We start from the raw sequence: 17,788 nt of genomic DNA on the forward strand, positions 1-17,788 counted from the left end.
GCACCATGAATCAGACGCAAGATAAGTTGCTAGAGGTGAAAGGGCTGAAAAAACACTTTCCGTACAAGCAAGGCATGTTTTCCAATAAAATGGGCCATGTGCGGGCTGTTGACGGCGTTGACTTTACGGTGTACCGAGGAGAAACTCTGGGGATTGTGGGGGAGTCAGGCTGCGGTAAATCAACGACAGGACAGATGATTCTTCAGCTGCTGGAGCCTACGGAAGGGGAAATCTGGTTCGAGGGCAAGCACCTGACAGGACTCGATAAAGGAGAAGAGAAGGCGATCCGGCGGAACATGCAGATGATCTTTCAGGACCCTTATTCTTCCTTAAATCCGCGGATGCGGGTAGAGGATATCGTGGCGGAACCACTTCGGGTACACGGTTTGGGGCGTGGAAGGGAGATCCGGGAGAAAGTCGTGGAGCTGCTGCGGCTGGTCGGACTGGATGCCCATCACTTGAGCCGTCATCCCCATGAATTCAGCGGCGGGCAACGACAGCGTATCGGCATCGCACGGGCGCTCGCTCTGCATCCAAGCCTGATCGTCTGCGACGAAGCCGTATCGGCCCTCGACGTATCTATTCAGTCACAAATCTTGAATCTGTTGAAAAAGCTGCAAAAAGAGCTTCAGCTAACCTACATTTTTATCTCGCATGGACTTCCTGCAGTCAAGCACATCAGCGATCGGATTGCCGTCATGTATCTGGGCAAAATCGTCGAACTGGCTGAACGGGACGAGTTGTTCGAAAGACCTATGCATCCCTATACGGAAGCACTGCTATCGGCTGTTCCGATTCCGGACCCGACACAGCGCAAAGAGCGGATCGTCTTGCAAGGAGATTTGCCGAATCCAGCCAATCCGCCGTCAGGCTGCCATTTTCACACGCGCTGTCCATATGTGCAGGACATGTGCCGTCAGTCGGCACCATCGCTGCAGCAGCAGGCAGATGGCCATTTTGTCTCTTGTCATTTTCCTCTGCAGGAACTGCGTAATCTCATATAAAAAAGGAACAGCAGCCTCCCTAAGGCTGCTGTTCTTGATACTTTAAAGCAAGGATTTGATTTCTCCGCTATTCGGATTCACCACAAACCAGCCATAAGTGCTCGTATAGCTGTCCCCAGATTGGAAGTTGTTCACGACCGTTTGATAAACTTGAATAACATAATGGCCTTTTTCGTCGTCGTGATCGTATTCGACTACATGGGTTGGCGTAAGGCTGTTGGCGAATTTCTTTTTAACCAGCTCGACTGCCTCCATTTTGGAGTACATTTTGGCTACGGGCAGCTTACCGATAAAGATGGATTTCGATTTTGCATCATAAATCACGGGCTTGTTCAGATTTTCCGCAACAAAGCGGATCGGAACGTATACTGAATTTTTGTACATAATGCCTTGCACGTCGCTCGATGGCGATTTGGGTACTCCTTCAAAATAGTAGGTGAACGGTGTTTTTGTTCCCTCGGTGGCATCTGGAAAAGCTGGTGCTGCGATGGCGATCCCGGAGAACAAAACCGAGCCCACGACTATGCCCCCGACAAACGATTTGATATCCCATTTCATGTTGTAAACCTCTTCCCTTTCTGTATCTAAATCTTCCCAAAAAATATTATGGCAAAAATCGACAAGATCAGCTATCAAGCAAGGGTACTAGGAAACAAAGACTAGAAAAATCGAAAAAATGGGCGAAAAGGGAGTAGTCCTAGGTAGAAAGCTCTGAATAGCCGTGAAAAGACGCCAGTGGAATTGTTCCGTATCTTTTCTCTCGTATTGGCTGCCGTTATGATAGAGTAGAAGAAAACTTTCGGACAGGTGAGAAATTCATGGCGATTTTGCAAAATGACTGGGGCACGGTACTGGCAGATGAGTTTGAAAAGCCCTATTATTTGAAGCTGAGACAGTTGCTCAAGGAAGAGTATCAAACGCAAACGGTTTATCCCGATATGTACAGCATCTTTACAGCCCTTCATTTGACGGGCTACGAGAACACCAAGGTCGTTATCTTAGGACAAGACCCGTATCACGGACCGGGACAAGCACATGGGCTGAGCTTTTCCGTCAAGCCGGGAATCAAGCCGCCGCCTTCCCTGCAAAACATTTACAAGGAGCTGCAGAGCGATCTGAACTGCACGATCCCGCAGCATGGCTACCTGACGCACTGGGCAAAGCAAGGTGTGATGATGCTCAATACCGTGCTTACTGTACGCAGCGGTACTCCCAATTCACACAAAGGCTTGGGGTGGGAGACGTTTACGGATCAGATCATTACTCATCTGAACGAACGGGAAACGCCCATGGTGTTCATTCTGTGGGGCAAGCATGCCCAGGAAAAAGCCGCGTTCATCGATTCCCGCAAGCATTTCATCATTCAATCGCCGCATCCCAGCCCGTTTTCTGCCAATCGAGGCTTCTTTGGCAGCCGTCCTTTTTCGCGGGCAAACGCGTTTCTGCGATCCAAAGGCATTGCAGAAATTGATTGGCAGCTGCCGCTTGAACCGGAAGAGTAAACGGTATTTGAAAAGAAAAAAAGGATCGCCGTCAATGGTTAGACAGGCGATCCTTTTTGCGTGTTTGCTAGGGAGTCAATCCTTGCTTTTGATAGCGAGCAGCAGCCCGGATTTCACCGTAATCGTTCCCGTATCAGCGGTCAGCACATTGCTGATGCCAAGCGTATCGCCAATCCGGAGAGTGGCGTCCTTGAGCGGATATTGAAAGCCGCAAAGGGTAACCCCGGTCACCTCCGGGCTGAAAGGAAGCAGGGAGACATGCGCGAAATGGTCACGCTCGACAGTGAGTTCGCGATCGATCAGGTGAATCTCATTGGTCTCGTCCACGATTTTGCAATCGATCCGGGCAAGCAAGGCTTTCTGCAGCAAATGAACATTGGCCAGGGTATGGTCAAACCGGGAGCCCAAAGCCCCTAGCAGTACGATTTCGGCTGGCTGCTGCTCCAGTGCCCAGGTGAGCGCCATTTCTGTGTCAGTCAAGTCCTTCATGACAGGGTCGCAGGCGGAGACGTACCCGCTATGCTGCTCGATTTTTGCTCGTTCCTCGACACTTACAGAGTCAAAGTCACCGATAGACAGGCGAGGAGACAAACCGTGCTGGATGAGAAATAAAGCCCCACGGTCAACCCCAACCAGCCAATCCTCCTGTCGAATATAGCGAATCGCCCATTGTCCGAGGTTTCCCCCTGCGAACAACAAGATTCGATTTGGTTTCATGGAGTAGCCACCTCTATTTTACTGTGAGAATGTATTAGATTCGTCGTTCATCCTTGATCTGGCCTCGATAGAGGATTTTCTTATTGCCTCTGTAGCGTGGATGAAAAGCTGCTTTGGCATGCAAGGCGATACCCTTGGGCGAGCTTTCTGCCCAGCTTCTCCTGTTCGCGGGCGTTTGGTTTGGTTAAGGACGAGCTTCCTGTGGTCACCTGTACGCAGCATTTGCCGCAATGCCCTTGCAGACATTTGTACGAGAGTGCTTGCCCTTGTGAGAGGGCGGCAGACAGGAGCGATTGCCCAGGAGCCATCCGGACAGAAAACCTCTGCCCACGCTGCGTCACGTGCACGAAGGGATTCGTGCTTGACCTCGGAGCAGCTGATCGCCTTGCTTCCTGACGAGGGCGTGCAGGGGGCGGAGTATGTACCAGTTGAGGAGTCGGAGCGCTGGGAACAGTGCGCCCAGCGATCAACGAGCCTACCGTGAGTGGTTTGCGCATGGAAACCTCCGGGAAACAAACTTTTATTCATCTTATCATGCCAGCTGGTAGAGGGACAGATGGGGGTTTTGTCGAGTAAAAATGATTGAATTTTTAGTTTTTATTGATTAAAATAATTTTACTAAAGGATTGGAAGGTGATTCCATGATCTCCATCAAGCGAATGAGTGACTGTACGTTTGCTGAAGTAACAAAAGCGTGGAACAGAGGCTTTGAAGGCTATTTTTTCCCGGTTGCCATGACCGAGGAGATGCTGGTGCAGCGCCTAGGGGCGGAGGGCTATGTGCTCAGTCTGTCGGTTGTTGCCTTTGAAGATCAAGAGCCGGTGGGCTTAGTGGCAAGTGGTCTGAGAACAATCAACGGCCGAAAAATCGCGTGGAATGGCGGTACCGGAGTCGCAACAGCCTACCGCCGCAAGGGACTGGGGCGCCAGCTGATGGAAGCTACCTTTAAGCTGTACGAAGAAGCAGGGGTACATGATGCCACACTGGAAGCCATCAGTCAAAACGAGAAAGCGATCGCTTTGTATGAACAGCTTGGATACGACGTGGTGGACAGATTGATTTTCTGGCAGCGGACGGATGCTCTTTCCGAAAATCCTTTCGGCATACAAGAAAACGCAGGCTATCGCGTTCGCCGCGTTCTTGCGCAGGAGGCAGCACAGTTGCCTTTCTATCAGTCCGATGCTCCCTGGCAAAATCAATGGCAGAGCATGCGAGATGGAGAAGCGTTGATTGTCGAGGACGCAGAGGGTCAGGAGGTTGGCTACGCCATGTACAAGCGGGTAGCAAGCGATGCTGGGAAAGTCACTGCCATCGCCCTTCGCCATTGTGTCGCTCAGCCAGATCATGCGGATGCAGATACCATCTTGCGGGTAGCTTTGACAGAAATGTACGCTCCTTGTGAGCTGGAATGCCGCCGTTCAACCTTTAACCTGCCTGCTTCTCAGGAGCAGCTCTTGCACATCCTGCAGGAAGCTGGCTTCGGGCCATCGGGTACGGAACAGGTATACATGGTGAAAAAGATGAAAATGCTAGAGACCGTAGCAAAATTAGCTGAGTAGATAAGCCTTTGCTAGTTGCTAGTTCTGGCAATGCGAGCAATAAAAGACTTTGCGGGAGGAGAGCTTGTCGCCGACGATTGCATGTTTGCAGCGTGGGCAGGGTTCTCCTCCTCTGTCGTATACCCGGCAACGGTCGTCAAAGCCTCCGGTGAGTCCGTCCCCTCGGTAAAGCGGAGTATCCATGTATCCGCCAAATTGCAGGGCTTCTTTCAAAACAGCCTGCATGGAGCGAAAGAGCTGCGCGACCTCTTCCGAAGTGAGGTCGGGAATGCGACGGGTAGGCAAGATACCGGCATGAAAGCAGATCTCGTCCGAGTAGCAGTTGCCGATACCGGCGAGCCAATGCTGGTCGACAAGAGTCGTCTTGAGTATGCCTCGTTTTCCTGACAGCAGCGAAGAGAAATGAGAGAGTGTAAAGGTAGGGGCAAGTGGTTCGGGACCCAGCTCGGAGAGTCGTTCATCGATTTGAGCCGTGGTTAAAAGATGCAGGTACCCCAGCCGCAAGCCGTGAAAGTAAAGAATTCGGCTGCCAAAGGAAAGAGTCACCTGCGCAGTGCGTTCCAGTCTGTCCTCTGTCGTTCCGAGATAGAGAAAGCCGCCCAGCATCAAATGGAGCAGCAGGACATAATTGTTTTCCAGATGAAACAGGATATGCTTGCCGCGACGGTCGACGAGGGTTATTTTGTTCCCGACTACGATCTGGGCAAAGCGTTCAGGAGGGGTGTTGATGGTCTTTTCTCTTTCTACGTGGGTATCTGTAATCGTCAATCCATTGATTTGTTGGAGCAGTCTGCGATAGGTCTCCATCTCGGGTAATTCAGGCATAGCAGCCTCCTTTTGAAAAGTACGGTTCGATCTAAATAGGTTTTCCCGTCATTTCCCAGATCATGCCGCCGAGAGAGGGCCGGAAAAGTGGCAGTTTTCTTACATACGGACAAGATTACCAACCCCATACCCAAATCGGGTAATATAGTATAAGGGATAAGCCCATTAGCGAAGGCATGAACAGGAGAAAAGTGGAATGCAAAAAGTGGAATTGATCGCTACGGCGACATTTGGATTGGAATCTGTGGTAGCAGAAGAGGTAAAAGCACTTGGCTACACGGATGTGCAGGTGGAAAATGGCAAGGTAACCTTCACCGCAGAAATTTCTGCGATAGCTCGTACAAATTTATGGTTACGAACTGCCGACCGGGTGCGTCTAAAGATAGGGGAGTTCCAAGCGACGACGTTTGATGAACTGTTTGAGAAAACCAAGGCGTTGCCATGGGCGGATTGGATCACGGAAGATGGTACGTTTCCCGTGGAGGGGAAGTCGGTAAAGTCTACGTTGTTCAGTGTGCCTGACTGTCAGGCGATCGTGAAGAAGGCAGTCGTGGAAAGTCTGAAAAAGACGTACAAGCGCGATTGGTTCGAGGAAAATGGACCGCTGTACAAGATTGAGGTCGCTCTGCTCAAGGATGTGGCCACGCTGACCATCGATACCTCGGGGCCCGGATTACATAAGCGCGGCTACCGCGAGCTGATTGGTACGGCACCACTCAAGGAGACGATGGCTGCGGCGTTGATCATGCTGTCCCGCTGGAAGCCGGATCGGGTGTTTATGGACCCGTTTTGCGGTTCGGGCACCATTCCGATTGAAGCTGCTTTGATCGGACAAAACATCGCGCCAGGTATGAACCGGGAATTTGTTTCCGAGAGCTGGCCTGCCATCCCGAAATCAGCATGGAGAGAGGCACGGGCGGAGACCCATGACTTGGCTCGCTACGATCAGAAGCTGGAGATTATCGGTACGGACGTAGATGAGGAGATTTTGAAGATCGCGCGTACAAACGCTTTGGAAGCTGGCGTAGACGATCTGATTCACTTCCAGCGCATGGACGTACGCGATATCCGAACCAAGAAAAAGTATGGCTATCTGATCTGCAACCCGCCTTACGGGGAGCGTCTGGGCGAATGGAAGCAAGTGAGCCGCATGTACGGGGAAATGGGCAAAACCTTTGCAGCGCTGGATACCTGGTCTTTTTACGTCATCACGTCAGACGAATTGTTTGAAGAGCATTTTGGACGCAAGGCGAGCAAGAAGCGGAAGCTCTACAACGGAAACATGAAGGTAGATTACTATCAGTTTTTTGGACCAAAACCGCCTCGTCCGTCAATGGTTCCCCCTGCCGAATAGGAAAAAAGAGAAGGGGTAATTGGAGGAGAGAAAATGAGCAAGAAACGAATGGGGAGTCGAATCGCTGCCGCTTGTCTGGCGCTTTCGCTTGCGGTTACTGCGGCGCAGGTGGCGGGAGCTGTGCCTGATACGACCAGTACGGCTGTAGAATCTGGGCAGGATCAAGCTGTCGCATTCACCGATTTGGGCAACAGCTATGCCAAGGACGCGATCAACCGGTTAGCATCGCTTCAATTGATCGGTGGTCAAGGAGATGGGCTCTTTCATCCCCAGAACAAGATTACCCGTCAAGATATCGCTGTTTTGTTGAGTAAAGTAGTGGGATTGCAGCCAGAGTCAACGGATGATGCGATCTTTGAAGACGTACCAGCGGACAGTCCCTATGCGCCGTATATCTACGGCCTGTCCGACTTGGGGGTCATGAACGGGAGAAATAACAACACGGTGGGAGCCGCTGACCCACTGACCAGACAAGAGCTGGCCGTATTGCTCTCCCGGCTGATGGAGGCAAGTCAGGTTGCGAAAGCAGTGAGTACCACTGAGGTCTCGTACAGTGATGAACAGGATATGGCGGACTATGCAAAAGAGGCCATCGCCGAAGTGACGAACCAGCGCTGGATGCAAGGCGCAGGTGGCAACTTCAACCCACTGGGAAATGTGACGCGTGCCGAAGCAGCCGTGATTGCGGAGCGCGTGTTAAATGCGCGTTTTCAGCAGGCCGAGCAAGCGGATTTTACTTTGAATACCGCAAGTCTGAGCTTGATGGCGGGTACGAGTGAGCGCGTAAAGGTAGCGAGTGCCAACGGAGAAAAGCTTCCGTTTACGCCGATCTACGCATTTGATCGACCAGAGCTGGGGAGCATTCTGCCAGATGGAACCTTTGTTGCCGGGCCGACACCGGGCAAAGGGAATGTGAGCGTCACCATGGGCTACAAGACGAAAACCATTCCTGTCGAGATTGCCAATGCGCCACAGCCTGAACAACCGGATGAACAGAAGGACGATTCGACTCGCGAAGCAGCAGCGACTGTGGATGAGTCGCAGCCTGCAGAGAACGAAGAGGCGGGAGAGGCAGCTGAACAGGACGATTCGGTCAACGTGGCTCCCGGCAGCTTTACTTCTGTAAAGACGTTTGGACCTCCCGATTCCTATTTTCAAACCGTGGAGAAGCAATATCCCGGTCCGGTAGGTGGACTGGTAACACCGTCTGAAGAGTGGACCGGGTTCAATCGGCAGTTCGGTCGGAAGGTGACGGTAGCCCTTTCGCAGGATAAGCCTTTGGAAAGAGTCGCACTGACGTTCAGGCAACAAAAGTCTTCGGGCATCACCATGCCGGAATCGATGGACGTCGAAGTATCACGAGATGGAAAAGCCTGGTCGTATGCAGGAAAAGTCGTTCATGATGTCCCTGCGTCCGAAGACAAGCAGGTCGTACGCACGTTGAGTGTGACGCTCCCGGATATTGAGGCGCGCTACGTTCGCGTGTCCTTCCCGGTAAAAGTGTTTGCCTTTGCGAGACAGCTCGAAGTATGGGCAAACGAGAGCAGCTCATGGGAAGGTGGAGCTGTGCTGCTGCCACCGCCAAGTCCGACGCAGATGATGGAGGACAAAAAGGCCGGAAACCGCGTCGAGAATATGCTTTTGGCGTATTCTGGAGCTTATGGTGATCGAGGAAACTGGACGAAAGACGACTTCCTGCCAATGGTCGGCTATCGCACCAGTGACGGTTATATGCGTGACCAAATGTTCGATACGGTTCTCTTTTTGCCTTATCAGGACATGGCTGCCACCAAGGTAGGCTGGCAAGGGTACCTAAATGACCTGTTTGGGACGAACCGCCAGCTGGATGCCTTGAATAGCGCGATGCGGGAGTACAACCGCCTGAGGGGCACCCTGTATACCACACCAACCCAGGAAAATGTCGTCTTGGCCTTGCCGTACCCGGCGATGAGCCAGACCAACTTTGGCAAACTTGCCGACAATAAGCCGTCACTGTCCTTTAATCCGGCAGGCATCGGCGAGGAGCAAGCTTACGAGAATCGCAAGCAGGCATTGGAATGGTATTTCCAAGAGCTGTTAAAGCGATGGAACAAGGCGGAATACCCTTATCTGAAGCTGGAAGGGATCTACTGGTTCCATGAGCTGATCGAGGATGGTGCTCCCAAGGAACGTGATTTGATCCGCAGCATGGCGAGCATGGTCCATGACGAGGCGCTGCGCTTCTACTGGATCCCGTATTACGGCGCACCAGGTGTGCAGGAGTGGAAGTCGCTGTACTTCGATTACGCCTTCCTGCAGCCAAACTATTACAGCGACAAGCCCGTTCAGCTGGATCGCATCGAGGGTGTGCTGGACACCGTCAGTAAGTACGGGATGGGCGTAGAGATCGAGGGAGACGAGCGGATGTACCGCGATCCGAAGTTCTACCAGACCTATTACAACCAGCTCGTGGCCGCTCACAAGCTAGGCATGGACAAAAACAACGTCCACGCCTACTACTACGGCTCCAAGACATTGATTCAATCCGCAACCAGCACCGACCCGGTCGTACGCAGCATTTACGATGACACATACAAATGGATGCGCGGCAAGTTTGACCGGGAAGAGTATTACGAAGGAAGCGAAATGCCATAAAGCTTTTTCGCATATAGATACAGTAAAGAGCCTGTTCTCCTGAATGGAGGGCGGGCTCTTTGCTTGTTTGTGAGCGCGGCTTTCGTGGGGAAAAGCCTGTTTCCAAGCTGCGCTCCAGGCTACGTCCACGGGGAAGTGAAGACGGTCCGCTACGCCATGATCCCGAGGGAATCGCCAAAAGGGGGGAAAAGCCTGTTTCCAAGCTGCGCTCCAGGCTACGCCCACGGGGAAGTGAAGACGGTCCGCTACGCCATGATCCCGAGGGAATCGCCAAAAGGGGAGTCGCTGCGCCGCTGATACATGGGTAGCGATTCTTTACCTCGGTCTTCATGGCTCCGCTGAGTAGGACTCCACAGTCGCTCCGCTTGAAAACATGCTTTTCTGGCGTGGGAAAAAGATATAAAAACTAAAGCAATTAGAATGTGATTGGTGTGGGGAAAGCCTTTTAGAGCTGCGCGCAAGTCTATGTTAGCGAGGAAGTGAAGACCGTCCGCTGCGCCGCTGATTCAAGGGTAGCGATTCTTTGCCTCGGTCTTCATGGCTCCGCTGGGTAAGACTCCACAGTCGCTCCGCTTGGAAACATGCTTTTCGGTCAGAGCTTTCTGGTTTAAAGATGCTCCATGCACGCACGCCAGCTTCCCCGGAAAAAGGTGAAAAAAGCGGAGGTATTAGGGACACAGCCCAGGAGGAATGGAAAAAACGGAACCTGTCTTTAGCGTCCACCTCTGAATAACATCGTAGAGACAACCACTTTGGACGCGGGTTCCGATTTTGAAATGGAGCCGAACAGGAATGACCTCCCTGCAGGTGGCCCTACTACTGTAGTGTTTTCGCCTTTTTCCGCCCCAGCCGCTAAGCTCCGAGCGATCTCAATCGGAAAACATCGAAGCACTTACCGACACTGTTTTTAAACGAAACAGCTTCCCAGCAAATTATCTGCGAACCGTTCCACAAACCTGCTCATGCAAAGCAATCAAGTCCCGCAATATTAGCTCTCTCATCGCATGAAGCTGCGGGCACGGGTGGTAGTAGTTTTTCCCCGTCGCGCATGGCTTGCCAAAGGTCGGGACGCCTGCAGCAGCAATTTCCTGCAGCCAGCGCTCCTTTAGCGACGTAATGGCACGCGAAGTCTTCGCCATGCATCCCCACCCGAGCAGCATCCACGGATGCTTGACCAACTCATGGGAACGGGTAATGTGTTCATCGAGAGCTGTTTCACCTTTCTGCAAAAGATCTTCCAGCAGACCGATCGCTTCCTTGGCAGTCGGATGCTGCAAAGAAAAGAGGTTGTAGATGTGCAGCCTGCCGTTTAATGTGCCTTGCGCTGTCTTCGCAGAGTAGATTCCTTCGGTCAGCTTGACCAACTGGCGCATGGTTGGGTCCAGAGTGGTTTCGCCCATCGTGGCGTGATGCGGCGCAGGTCTTTCCCGGTACAAGGTGGACGAGCCCGGATTGAGCAAGAGACAGCTTCCCAGTGATTCAGATGACGTACCCCACTGAATATAGGCAGATGTCCGGTAAACGAACTCTCCCTTTGTCTTGAATGTAGCGTAAGCGCTCGGCTGATTCATGGCAAAAACCCTCCTGACGTGACCCATCCTTCTACTACTCACTATATGCTAGTTTTTGAAGGCTAGTACGATTATGGAGGGGGAGGCGCTGATCCATAAAAAAGCCGCCACTGACGAGCAGAGGCGACCAGAATCTTGCGTATTAGGAGTGAGCCGAATCATGCCCATCTTCCGGGATCATGCGGAACAAAGGAATATACAGATACGCGCTGATCAGCGTGAGAGCCAGAATGATGCCAAACACCCCAACAGGCGACAGCCATTGCGAAATCGAGATAGACATGGGGGCAATGAAACGACCGATGGAAAACTGCAAGGAGGACGCTCCCATGTACTGTCCGCGCGCATCCTCCGGAGAGTACTTACTGATAAAGCTCTGAGCGACTGGGGTGCGGATCAGCTCTCCCAGCGTCAGAATGACCATACAGCCAAAGAGCAGCCAGATGTTCGTGGTAAAAGCCATCAGGAACATGCCAAACCCGTACAAAACAGACGAGATCACCAAGCTGTTGCGGTCGCTCCAATGCTGGAACCACTTTGTGACCGGGAGAGTAAACAAGACCACGAGCAAGCCGTTCAGTCCCATCAGCCAACCAAAGGCACTGGTTCCACCAACCGTAAACGTCCAGTCTCCCCACCACATCAACCGCTGATCGTGAACGTGCTCTTTCACATACAGTGCCATGTACATGTCCAGCTGCATAAAGGCAATTGCTACCAAAACGCCAGCACCAATGTAGAGGGCAAACACTTTGTCCCGGAAAATGACAGCGTAGCCTTTGAATTGTTGGGTAATGGAGAAGCGTTCCTTGGAGCGCTCTGCACGAACTGTAGCGGGCAGAGTCTCCTTGATGAGAAAGAAAATCGAAGCGGCGAAAATCAGCTCGACGATCGTACAGATGAGCAGCAGTTCAAAGCGGTAATTCACAAAGAAGAAGGAGCCGAGGACGGGACCTGCTACAACACCCATGTTCATCGCAGTGTAAAACGTAGCAAAGACAACACGGCGGTCCTCCTCAGTCGTCAGGTCCGCCACCATCGCGGAGCTGGCTGGCCAATAAAGAGAGCTGGCAATCCCAATGCCGATGAAGGCAAGATAGTCGACAACAGGGGAGCTGGAAAAGGCAAAAATGGCAAACATCACCGACGATGTACAGAGAGAAAGCAGCATGGTCGGTTTGCGCCCTACTTTATCTGCCAAATAGCCCCCAAACAGGTTGGACATCATGCCCAAGAGCGGAGGAACCATCAGCATGATGCCTGCGATGTCTTTTCCGAATGAATCGCTGAAGTACAGGGCCATAAACGGAAAGTACATCCAGAAAAACGTATGTGTAATGAGTTCGCCGACGAGTCGGACTTTGAGGTTCAAATCCCAAGTGCGCCACACCATGACAAAAAATCCTCCATTCCAATCTGATTCTCTGTCTGCAGGAGCCTTTGCACGCGAAAAAGCGCAAACGGGAGAGACTGTGCTCACTCGCTTGCGCTTTGACTATCGATATGTGGAGAAGGAGAGAAAAACCCCCTTTCATTCGAGAGCAAACCAGAGCATTTGACTCGAAAAAGAGAAGGGACTCCTAGCATCCTATCGGGAAAAAGACGGAAGCGGTTCCGGCATCCTGCAGTTTCTTGCTATAGATGGTTGATGAGAGGCAGCGCCCCTTATCAGAGGCCCACCTATGCGAAGACAACTACAGAAACGACCATGAACCAACACTCCCGTCCTTCAAAATTTTTCGTTAGATCAACTCTTGTTGACTAGAATACTGCAAACCTGGGTGGGGATGCAAGGAGAATTTTACAAAGGATTCGAAATAACCCGAATGGTTCCCGGATGTTCCGAAACAACCTCTCCTACGATCTGTGCCCATTCGATTCCACGAGCATGCAGCTCCTCCAATAGACGAATTCCGTCCGTTGCAGGCACACTGATCAGCAAGCCGCCAGAGGTCACAGCGTCACACAGGATCAGGCGGTCGAGCTCCTCCATACCCTCGGGGAACTGCACCCGGTCAGCGACCCAGCGGAAATTGGACTTGCTTCCACCCGGGATGATGCCTTGCCCCGCAAGTTCACGTGTCCCAGGAAGTACAGGAACCTCGTCTGCGTAAATGCGGATGCCTGCCTGGCTGCCCTCCGCCATCTCCAGAGCGTGACCCAGGAGTCCAAAGCCGGTGACATCTGTGCAGGCATGTACCGGGAAGCTCTCCATGCATTCCGCTGCATATTTGTTCAAGGTAGCCATTACGTTCATTACCAACTCCGTTTGTTCAGGAGACAGAGCATCACGTTTGATCGCGGTTGTCTGTATGCCGACACCGATCGGCTTTGTCAGGATGAGCACGTCACCTGGTTTTGCCCCGGCATTGGTCAGCACGCGGGAGGGATGAACGGTCCCGGTCACAGACAAGCCAAATTTCGGCTCGGGATCATCGATAGAATGTCCGCCGACAAGCACAGCTCCGGCCTCTGCTACCTTTTCCGCAGCGCCGCGCAAAATTTCCGTCAAGATCGAAGGGTCCAGCTTGGTTATAGGGAAACCAACGATGTTCAATACGGTAATCGGCTTTCCGCCCATGGCAAAAACATCACTGATCGCATTCGCTGCTGCAATTTTCCCAAACCAGTACGGATCGTCCACAATCGGAGTAAAAAAGTCGAGTGTTTGGACAATAGCCAAATCGTCATTTAGCTGAAAGACGCCGGCGTCATCTGACGTTTCTACACCGACTAGCAGGCGTGGATCACGGGCGGCAGGAGCAGGCAGGTTTTTCAAAACCGCCGACAAGGCATCGGGGCTAATTTTGCACCCACAACCGCCTTTGGTAGTAAAGGATGTCAATTTCACTTTTTCAGACATGTTATGGCCTCCTGATTTACGAGGTATAATAATAGAATACTAGAAAAAACAAGTGGATAAATCTAGCATAACAGAAGTTAGGGTGACATACATTGCAAGAGATAACCGTTGAGGAATTATTGGTGAAAGGCTATTCGAATCTGGTAGATGTTCGTTCTCCAGGCGAGTTTGCGCGGGAAACCATCCCGGGTGCTGTAAATATCCCCCTGTTCAGTGATGAAGAACGTGCGCGGGTAGGCACGACGTACAAACGGGAAGGGCAGCAGGCAGCCCAATGGTTGGGTATGCAGATCGTATCTCCCAAAATGGAAGCGATTATGCAGGCGATTCGTCAGCGGGAAGAAGAATGGGGAGAGCCCCCTACGATTTTTTGCTGGCGAGGAGGAATGCGCAGCAGGGCGATGGCGACCTTTGCCACGTTTTCCGGTCTGCGGGTTCGCCGGCTGCAGGGTGGGTACCGTTCCTACCGTCAGCACGTTCTGGAAACGATCACGCCATACGAGCTGCAAGTCCCTGTCTTCTTGCTACACGGTATGACGGGAGTGGGGAAAACAGAACTGCTTCGAAAGCTGGAGGAAAAGGGCTATCCAGTCCTGGATCTGGAGCGTATGGCAGGGCATCGCGGATCGGTATTTGGGCATATCGGCAAAGGCAAGCCGGCTAATCAGAAAATGTTTGATGCGAGATTGTTTGAGACGCTGCATGAAAACCGCGATACTTCCTTCTTTGTCATGGAGGCGGAAAGCAAACGAATCGGGAACGCCATCGTACCTTCCTTTTTGATGGAGGCGAAAAAGCAGGCCATTCATATTCAGCTGACGGCTCCATTGGAGGTCCGCGTCCAGCGAATTTACGACGAGTACGTGATTCCGTTTTCCTGGCGTCCTGATTTTGTAGAAAAGATAGAGAAGGCGTACACATCCATTGCGAGGAGAATTCCTACTGAACAGGCTGCGCTCTTGCGGCAGGCGATAGCTGAGAGAGACTATCGGACGGCGATTGCTACACTTCTGGTTTCCTATTACGATCCGCGTTACCAAAACAAGCAGAGCGAGTACGTAGAAAAGCTGGAGCATCATATCGACACGACGGATTTGCCTGCAGCGGTCGAACAAATCGGGGACATAATTGAAAAAAGTCTGGCCATTCGGTAAAATATATTTTATTAATGAATTTTGATCGTGAGGGGGAGAGCGTATGTTAGATAACCGATTGGTAAAGCTGGCTGAAAACCTGTTGAGTCACTCCGTCCAGCTGGGAGAAAAGGAAAGTCTTTTGATTGAGGTACGGGGCGAAGGTCATGCGCTGGCAAAAGAGCTGGTCAAACAAGCGTATGCCAAAGGAGCGTATCCGTTTGTGCGCATCATCGACCCAACGATTCAGCGTGAATTGATGATGGGGGCAAGCGAGGAGCGAGCTGCTCATCTGGTGAAGTGGGAGGAGCCGATGTACAAGGATTTGGATACGTACATCGTCATCAATGGCCCGGTAAATGACAGCGAGATGGCTGACGTGCCGGTAGAGCGCCGCCGCGCGCATCAAAAGGTCATGCAGGAACTGAATGATTTCCTGGTTTCGAACGTGCGCTGGACTCTTCTCAACTATCCGACTGCCGCCATGGCCCAAAGCGCAAACATGTCCACGGAAGCCTTCGAGGACTTTTACTTCGATGTCTGCTCGGTTGACTACAAGAAGATGCACGAGGCATTCCTGCCACTGAAGGACCTGATGGACCGCACAGATAAAGTCCGCCTGGTTGGACAGGGTACGGATCTGAGCTTTTCCATCAAGGACATCCCGAATGTGATCTGCTCGGGACTTCGCAACATCCCGGACGGTGAGATTTTCACAGCACCTGTGCGTGATTCCGTAAATGGAACGATCACATTCAATACGGCGACCAGCTATATGGGGACCAAATTTGAAAATGTTCGGTTGACTTTTGCGAATGGAAAGATCGTAGAAGCGACTTCCAACAATACCGAAAAGCTGAACCAAATCTTTGATACCGATGAGGGAGCGCGCTATATCGGTGAGTTTGCGATCGGTGTGCACCCATACATTTTGCATCCGATGAACGATATTTTGTTTGATGAAAAAATTGCGGGCAGCTTCCATTTCACACCCGGTCGTGCGTATGAAAATGCGGATAACGGCAACCGCAGCCAAATTCACTGGGACATGGTCAACATCCAGCGTCCAGAGTACGGGGGCGGAGAGATCTGGTTTGACGACGTACTGATCCGAAAAGACGGTCTGTTCGTTTTGCCAGAGCTACAAGGACTGAACCCGGAAAATTTGAAAGGCTGAGGAAAACGTCTGGAATCGCAGGACAATCAAGCCATCATGCTGAGCAGCATGGTGGCTTTGTTACGTTTCGGAATAGATTCGCCCTGGAGTTTGAAAAAATTTCGTAACTTTATAAACAAAAATGTTTGCAAAATACCAAGTTCAACCATATACTTATTATACAAATTAGTTTAATAAGTTGAAGTGGGGGAATGAGCTATGATTCGATTGGGTTGGAAACAATGCTTGCATACCTTTTTTGCGGGTCGTTTGCTCGGGTGCGAATTTTTAGCTGACGAAGGGTATGTGACCCAAATGCTGGAGATGGGACAACGAAAAGCGGTAGCCGACTTTCAGCAGGTGCTGCATGACGTACAAATCTATCGATAAGGCTCAGGGTGAGAAAAAGGCATGTCCAGCTGCCATTTTTGCTACAATAGGAAAAAAAGCAGGAACAGAGGGATTTGAAGTGAGCCGCAAAGACTGGATTGAATACACCGTCACGGATGAAGACGCGGGAATGAATGTAGAGCAGATCGTTCGGCAAAAGCTGAACGTGTCAGGGCGGATGATGCAGCGGCTGACGAGAAGCAAAGGGATCCAGCTTAATCGCAAGCAGCCGTTTTTACAGCGACTGGTAAAAGCAGGGGATCAAGTCGCGATCCGAATCGTGGATCGGCAGCCGGAAAAAACGCAGGAAACACAAGGACAGCCCGAAGCTTCCAGCCAGACTCGGACAGCACGCTCTACTCTCCGGGAAAACAAGGATGCGCTGCCCTCTGTGGCATTGCCTATTGAGCTGTTGTATGAGGACGATCACTTGCTCATAGCCAACAAGCCGGCGGGGATGACCGTGCATCCGGTCAAACAGGAGCAGGAGGGGACGCTCGTCGACGCGTTGGCTGAGCTATTTGCAGCCAGAGGAGAGAGTGCGAATGTCCACTCGGTTCACCGCTTGGATAAAGACACGTCAGGCGTGATCCTGCTTGCCAAAAGCAGCTACGGTCATCAGCTGGCGGATCGTCTATTGCGAGAGGGCGGCATTCATCGGGAGTATGTAGCGGTCGTAAGCGGCGTTCTGTCAGATGAGCGAGGCACGATTGAGGCACCGATCGGTCGAGATCCGAAGCACCCGACGAAACGGAGAGTGGCAGCAGGTGGAGACGAGGCGATTACTCATTATGAGGTGATCCGTCGTTCTTCTTACATGACAATGGCGCGTGTCTGGCTGGAGACGGGGCGCACTCATCAAATTCGCGTTCATTTCGAGCATATCGGTCATCCGCTGGCGGGAGATGCGATGTACGGAGGAGCGAGGGGATTGTTACGCAGACAGGCCCTGCATGCATCGTCGTTGAGCTTCCAGCACCCGTTAACAAGCGAGAAAGTCCATTGCGTAGCACCGCTGCCAGTGGATATGAAGCGCTTGATCCAGGCGGAATTTGAATAGAACGAGGGATGAGAGACAGC

At 51.9% G+C, this 17,788-nt stretch carries 17 protein-coding genes; 10 read left to right on the top strand and 7 right to left on the bottom strand.

Annotated elements, in window-relative coordinates; genetic code table 11:
* Positions 1-5 precede the first annotated feature (5 nt).
* Positions 6-1,004: an ABC transporter ATP-binding protein gene (locus ACLIN2_RS28965; protein WP_411502868.1), complete on the top strand. Its 999-nt coding sequence runs from the start codon at positions 6-8 to the stop codon at positions 1,002-1,004.
* 42 nt (positions 1,005-1,046) lie between these two features.
* Here ACLIN2_RS28965 and ACLIN2_RS28970 read toward each other — a convergent pair whose 3' ends face one another.
* Entirely contained in the window at positions 1,047-1,562 is a 516-nt protein-coding gene (locus ACLIN2_RS28970) for a stalk domain-containing protein (protein WP_092268347.1), read from the bottom strand.
* A gap of 260 nt (positions 1,563-1,822) precedes the next feature.
* On the opposite strand from ACLIN2_RS28970, the gene ACLIN2_RS28975 reads away from it, so the two are divergent.
* Positions 1,823-2,506 carry a uracil-DNA glycosylase gene (locus ACLIN2_RS28975; RefSeq protein WP_411502869.1) on the top strand — a complete coding sequence of 228 codons (684 nt, stop codon included), beginning with the start codon at positions 1,823-1,825 and terminating at the stop codon, positions 2,504-2,506.
* Between the two features lie 75 nt (positions 2,507-2,581).
* Here the strand turns inward: ACLIN2_RS28975 and ACLIN2_RS28980 are convergent, their stop codons facing one another.
* Positions 2,582-3,223, bottom strand: coding sequence for a thiamine diphosphokinase (locus ACLIN2_RS28980; protein ID WP_411502870.1), 642 nt, complete (start codon positions 3,221-3,223; stop codon positions 2,582-2,584).
* Positions 3,224-3,303: 80 nt separating this feature from the next.
* Positions 3,304-3,720, bottom strand: coding sequence for a 2Fe-2S iron-sulfur cluster binding domain-containing protein (locus ACLIN2_RS28985; protein ID WP_122961064.1), 417 nt, complete (start codon positions 3,718-3,720; stop codon positions 3,304-3,306).
* A gap of 144 nt (positions 3,721-3,864) precedes the next feature.
* Between ACLIN2_RS28985 and ACLIN2_RS28990 the strand changes: the two genes are divergently transcribed.
* On the top strand, positions 3,865-4,782 hold the full coding sequence (locus ACLIN2_RS28990) for a GNAT family N-acetyltransferase (RefSeq protein WP_411502871.1): 918 nt from the start codon (positions 3,865-3,867) through the stop codon (positions 4,780-4,782).
* 18 nt (positions 4,783-4,800) lie between these two features.
* Here the strand turns inward: ACLIN2_RS28990 and ACLIN2_RS28995 are convergent, their stop codons facing one another.
* Entirely contained in the window at positions 4,801-5,607 is an 807-nt protein-coding gene (locus ACLIN2_RS28995; RefSeq protein WP_411502872.1) for an Fpg/Nei family DNA glycosylase, read from the bottom strand.
* Between the two features lie 196 nt (positions 5,608-5,803).
* Between ACLIN2_RS28995 and ACLIN2_RS29000 the strand changes: the two genes are divergently transcribed.
* The 3 genes from ACLIN2_RS29000 to ACLIN2_RS29010 all read left to right on the top strand — a co-directional run bounded on the left by ACLIN2_RS29000 (position 5,804) and on the right by ACLIN2_RS29010 (position 9,892).
* Complete coding sequence (locus ACLIN2_RS29000) at positions 5,804-6,961, top strand: THUMP domain-containing class I SAM-dependent RNA methyltransferase (protein WP_122961067.1); 1,158 nt, start codon at positions 5,804-5,806, stop codon at positions 6,959-6,961.
* Positions 6,962-6,994: 33 nt separating this feature from the next.
* Complete coding sequence (locus ACLIN2_RS29005) at positions 6,995-9,595, top strand: DUF4855 domain-containing protein (RefSeq protein ID WP_411502873.1); 2,601 nt, start codon at positions 6,995-6,997, stop codon at positions 9,593-9,595.
* 63 nt (positions 9,596-9,658) lie between these two features.
* Positions 9,659-9,892: a hypothetical protein gene (locus ACLIN2_RS29010; RefSeq protein WP_411502874.1), complete on the top strand. Its 234-nt coding sequence runs from the start codon at positions 9,659-9,661 to the stop codon at positions 9,890-9,892.
* A gap of 635 nt (positions 9,893-10,527) precedes the next feature.
* Here ACLIN2_RS29010 and ACLIN2_RS29015 read toward each other — a convergent pair.
* The 3 genes from ACLIN2_RS29015 to selD form a co-directional block, all read right to left on the bottom strand.
* Positions 10,528-11,166 carry a hypothetical protein gene (locus ACLIN2_RS29015; RefSeq protein WP_411502875.1) on the bottom strand — a complete coding sequence of 213 codons (639 nt, stop codon included), beginning with the start codon at positions 11,164-11,166 and terminating at the stop codon, positions 10,528-10,530.
* A 142-nt stretch (positions 11,167-11,308) separates the two neighbouring features.
* A complete protein-coding gene (locus tag ACLIN2_RS29020; protein WP_328211815.1) occupies positions 11,309-12,559 on the bottom strand; it encodes an MDR family MFS transporter in 1,251 nt (416 codons plus the stop codon).
* 408 nt (positions 12,560-12,967) lie between these two features.
* A complete protein-coding gene (gene selD, locus ACLIN2_RS29025; RefSeq protein ID WP_411502876.1) occupies positions 12,968-14,029 on the bottom strand; it encodes a selenide, water dikinase SelD in 1,062 nt (353 codons plus the stop codon).
* Between the two features lie 92 nt (positions 14,030-14,121).
* Here selD and mnmH point away from each other — a divergent pair, with 92 nt between their 5' ends.
* The 4 genes from mnmH (at position 14,122) to ACLIN2_RS29045 (ending at position 17,768) form a co-directional block, all read left to right on the top strand.
* On the top strand, positions 14,122-15,183 hold the full coding sequence (gene mnmH, locus ACLIN2_RS29030; RefSeq protein ID WP_411502877.1) for a tRNA 2-selenouridine(34) synthase MnmH: 1,062 nt from the start codon (positions 14,122-14,124) through the stop codon (positions 15,181-15,183).
* Positions 15,184-15,226: 43 nt separating this feature from the next.
* Positions 15,227-16,339 carry an aminopeptidase gene (locus tag ACLIN2_RS29035; protein WP_122960806.1) on the top strand — a complete coding sequence of 371 codons (1,113 nt, stop codon included), beginning with the start codon at positions 15,227-15,229 and terminating at the stop codon, positions 16,337-16,339.
* Between the two features lie 198 nt (positions 16,340-16,537).
* On the top strand, positions 16,538-16,708 hold the full coding sequence (locus tag ACLIN2_RS29040) for a hypothetical protein (protein WP_183193060.1): 171 nt from the start codon (positions 16,538-16,540) through the stop codon (positions 16,706-16,708).
* A gap of 79 nt (positions 16,709-16,787) precedes the next feature.
* The gene (locus ACLIN2_RS29045; protein WP_411504614.1) at positions 16,788-17,768 is read left to right on the top strand and encodes an RluA family pseudouridine synthase; all 981 of its coding nucleotides are present in this window, start codon (positions 16,788-16,790) and stop codon (positions 17,766-17,768) included.
* Positions 17,769-17,788: the final 20 nt, after the last annotated feature.

Source organism: Brevibacillus centrosporus (genome assembly GCF_046622605.1).
Lineage (GTDB): Bacteria > Bacillota > Bacilli > Brevibacillales > Brevibacillaceae > Brevibacillus > Brevibacillus centrosporus.

Excerpts from the sequence above, each read along its gene's own strand:
- ACLIN2_RS28965 (WP_411502868.1), top strand. The coding sequence starts at position 6 with ATGAATCAGACGCAAGATAAGTTGCTAGAGGTGAAAGGGCTGAAAAAA.
- ACLIN2_RS28970 (WP_092268347.1), bottom strand. The coding sequence starts at position 1,562 with ATGAAATGGGATATCAAATCGTTTGTCGGGGGCATAGTCGTGGGCTCG.
- ACLIN2_RS28975 (WP_411502869.1), top strand. The coding sequence starts at position 1,823 with ATGGCGATTTTGCAAAATGACTGGGGCACGGTACTGGCAGATGAGTTT.
- ACLIN2_RS28980 (WP_411502870.1), bottom strand. The coding sequence starts at position 3,223 with ATGAAACCAAATCGAATCTTGTTGTTCGCAGGGGGAAACCTCGGACAA.
- ACLIN2_RS28985 (WP_122961064.1), bottom strand. The coding sequence starts at position 3,720 with ATGCGCAAACCACTCACGGTAGGCTCGTTGATCGCTGGGCGCACTGTT.
- ACLIN2_RS28990 (WP_411502871.1), top strand. The coding sequence starts at position 3,865 with ATGATCTCCATCAAGCGAATGAGTGACTGTACGTTTGCTGAAGTAACA.
- ACLIN2_RS28995 (WP_411502872.1), bottom strand. The coding sequence starts at position 5,607 with ATGCCTGAATTACCCGAGATGGAGACCTATCGCAGACTGCTCCAACAA.
- ACLIN2_RS29000 (WP_122961067.1), top strand. The coding sequence starts at position 5,804 with ATGCAAAAAGTGGAATTGATCGCTACGGCGACATTTGGATTGGAATCT.
- ACLIN2_RS29005 (WP_411502873.1), top strand. The coding sequence starts at position 6,995 with ATGAGCAAGAAACGAATGGGGAGTCGAATCGCTGCCGCTTGTCTGGCG.
- ACLIN2_RS29015 (WP_411502875.1), bottom strand. The coding sequence starts at position 11,166 with ATGAATCAGCCGAGCGCTTACGCTACATTCAAGACAAAGGGAGAGTTC.
- ACLIN2_RS29020 (WP_328211815.1), bottom strand. The coding sequence starts at position 12,559 with ATGGTGTGGCGCACTTGGGATTTGAACCTCAAAGTCCGACTCGTCGGC.
- selD (WP_411502876.1), bottom strand. The coding sequence starts at position 14,029 with ATGTCTGAAAAAGTGAAATTGACATCCTTTACTACCAAAGGCGGTTGT.
- ACLIN2_RS29035 (WP_122960806.1), top strand. The coding sequence starts at position 15,227 with ATGTTAGATAACCGATTGGTAAAGCTGGCTGAAAACCTGTTGAGTCAC.
- ACLIN2_RS29040 (WP_183193060.1), top strand. The coding sequence starts at position 16,538 with ATGATTCGATTGGGTTGGAAACAATGCTTGCATACCTTTTTTGCGGGT.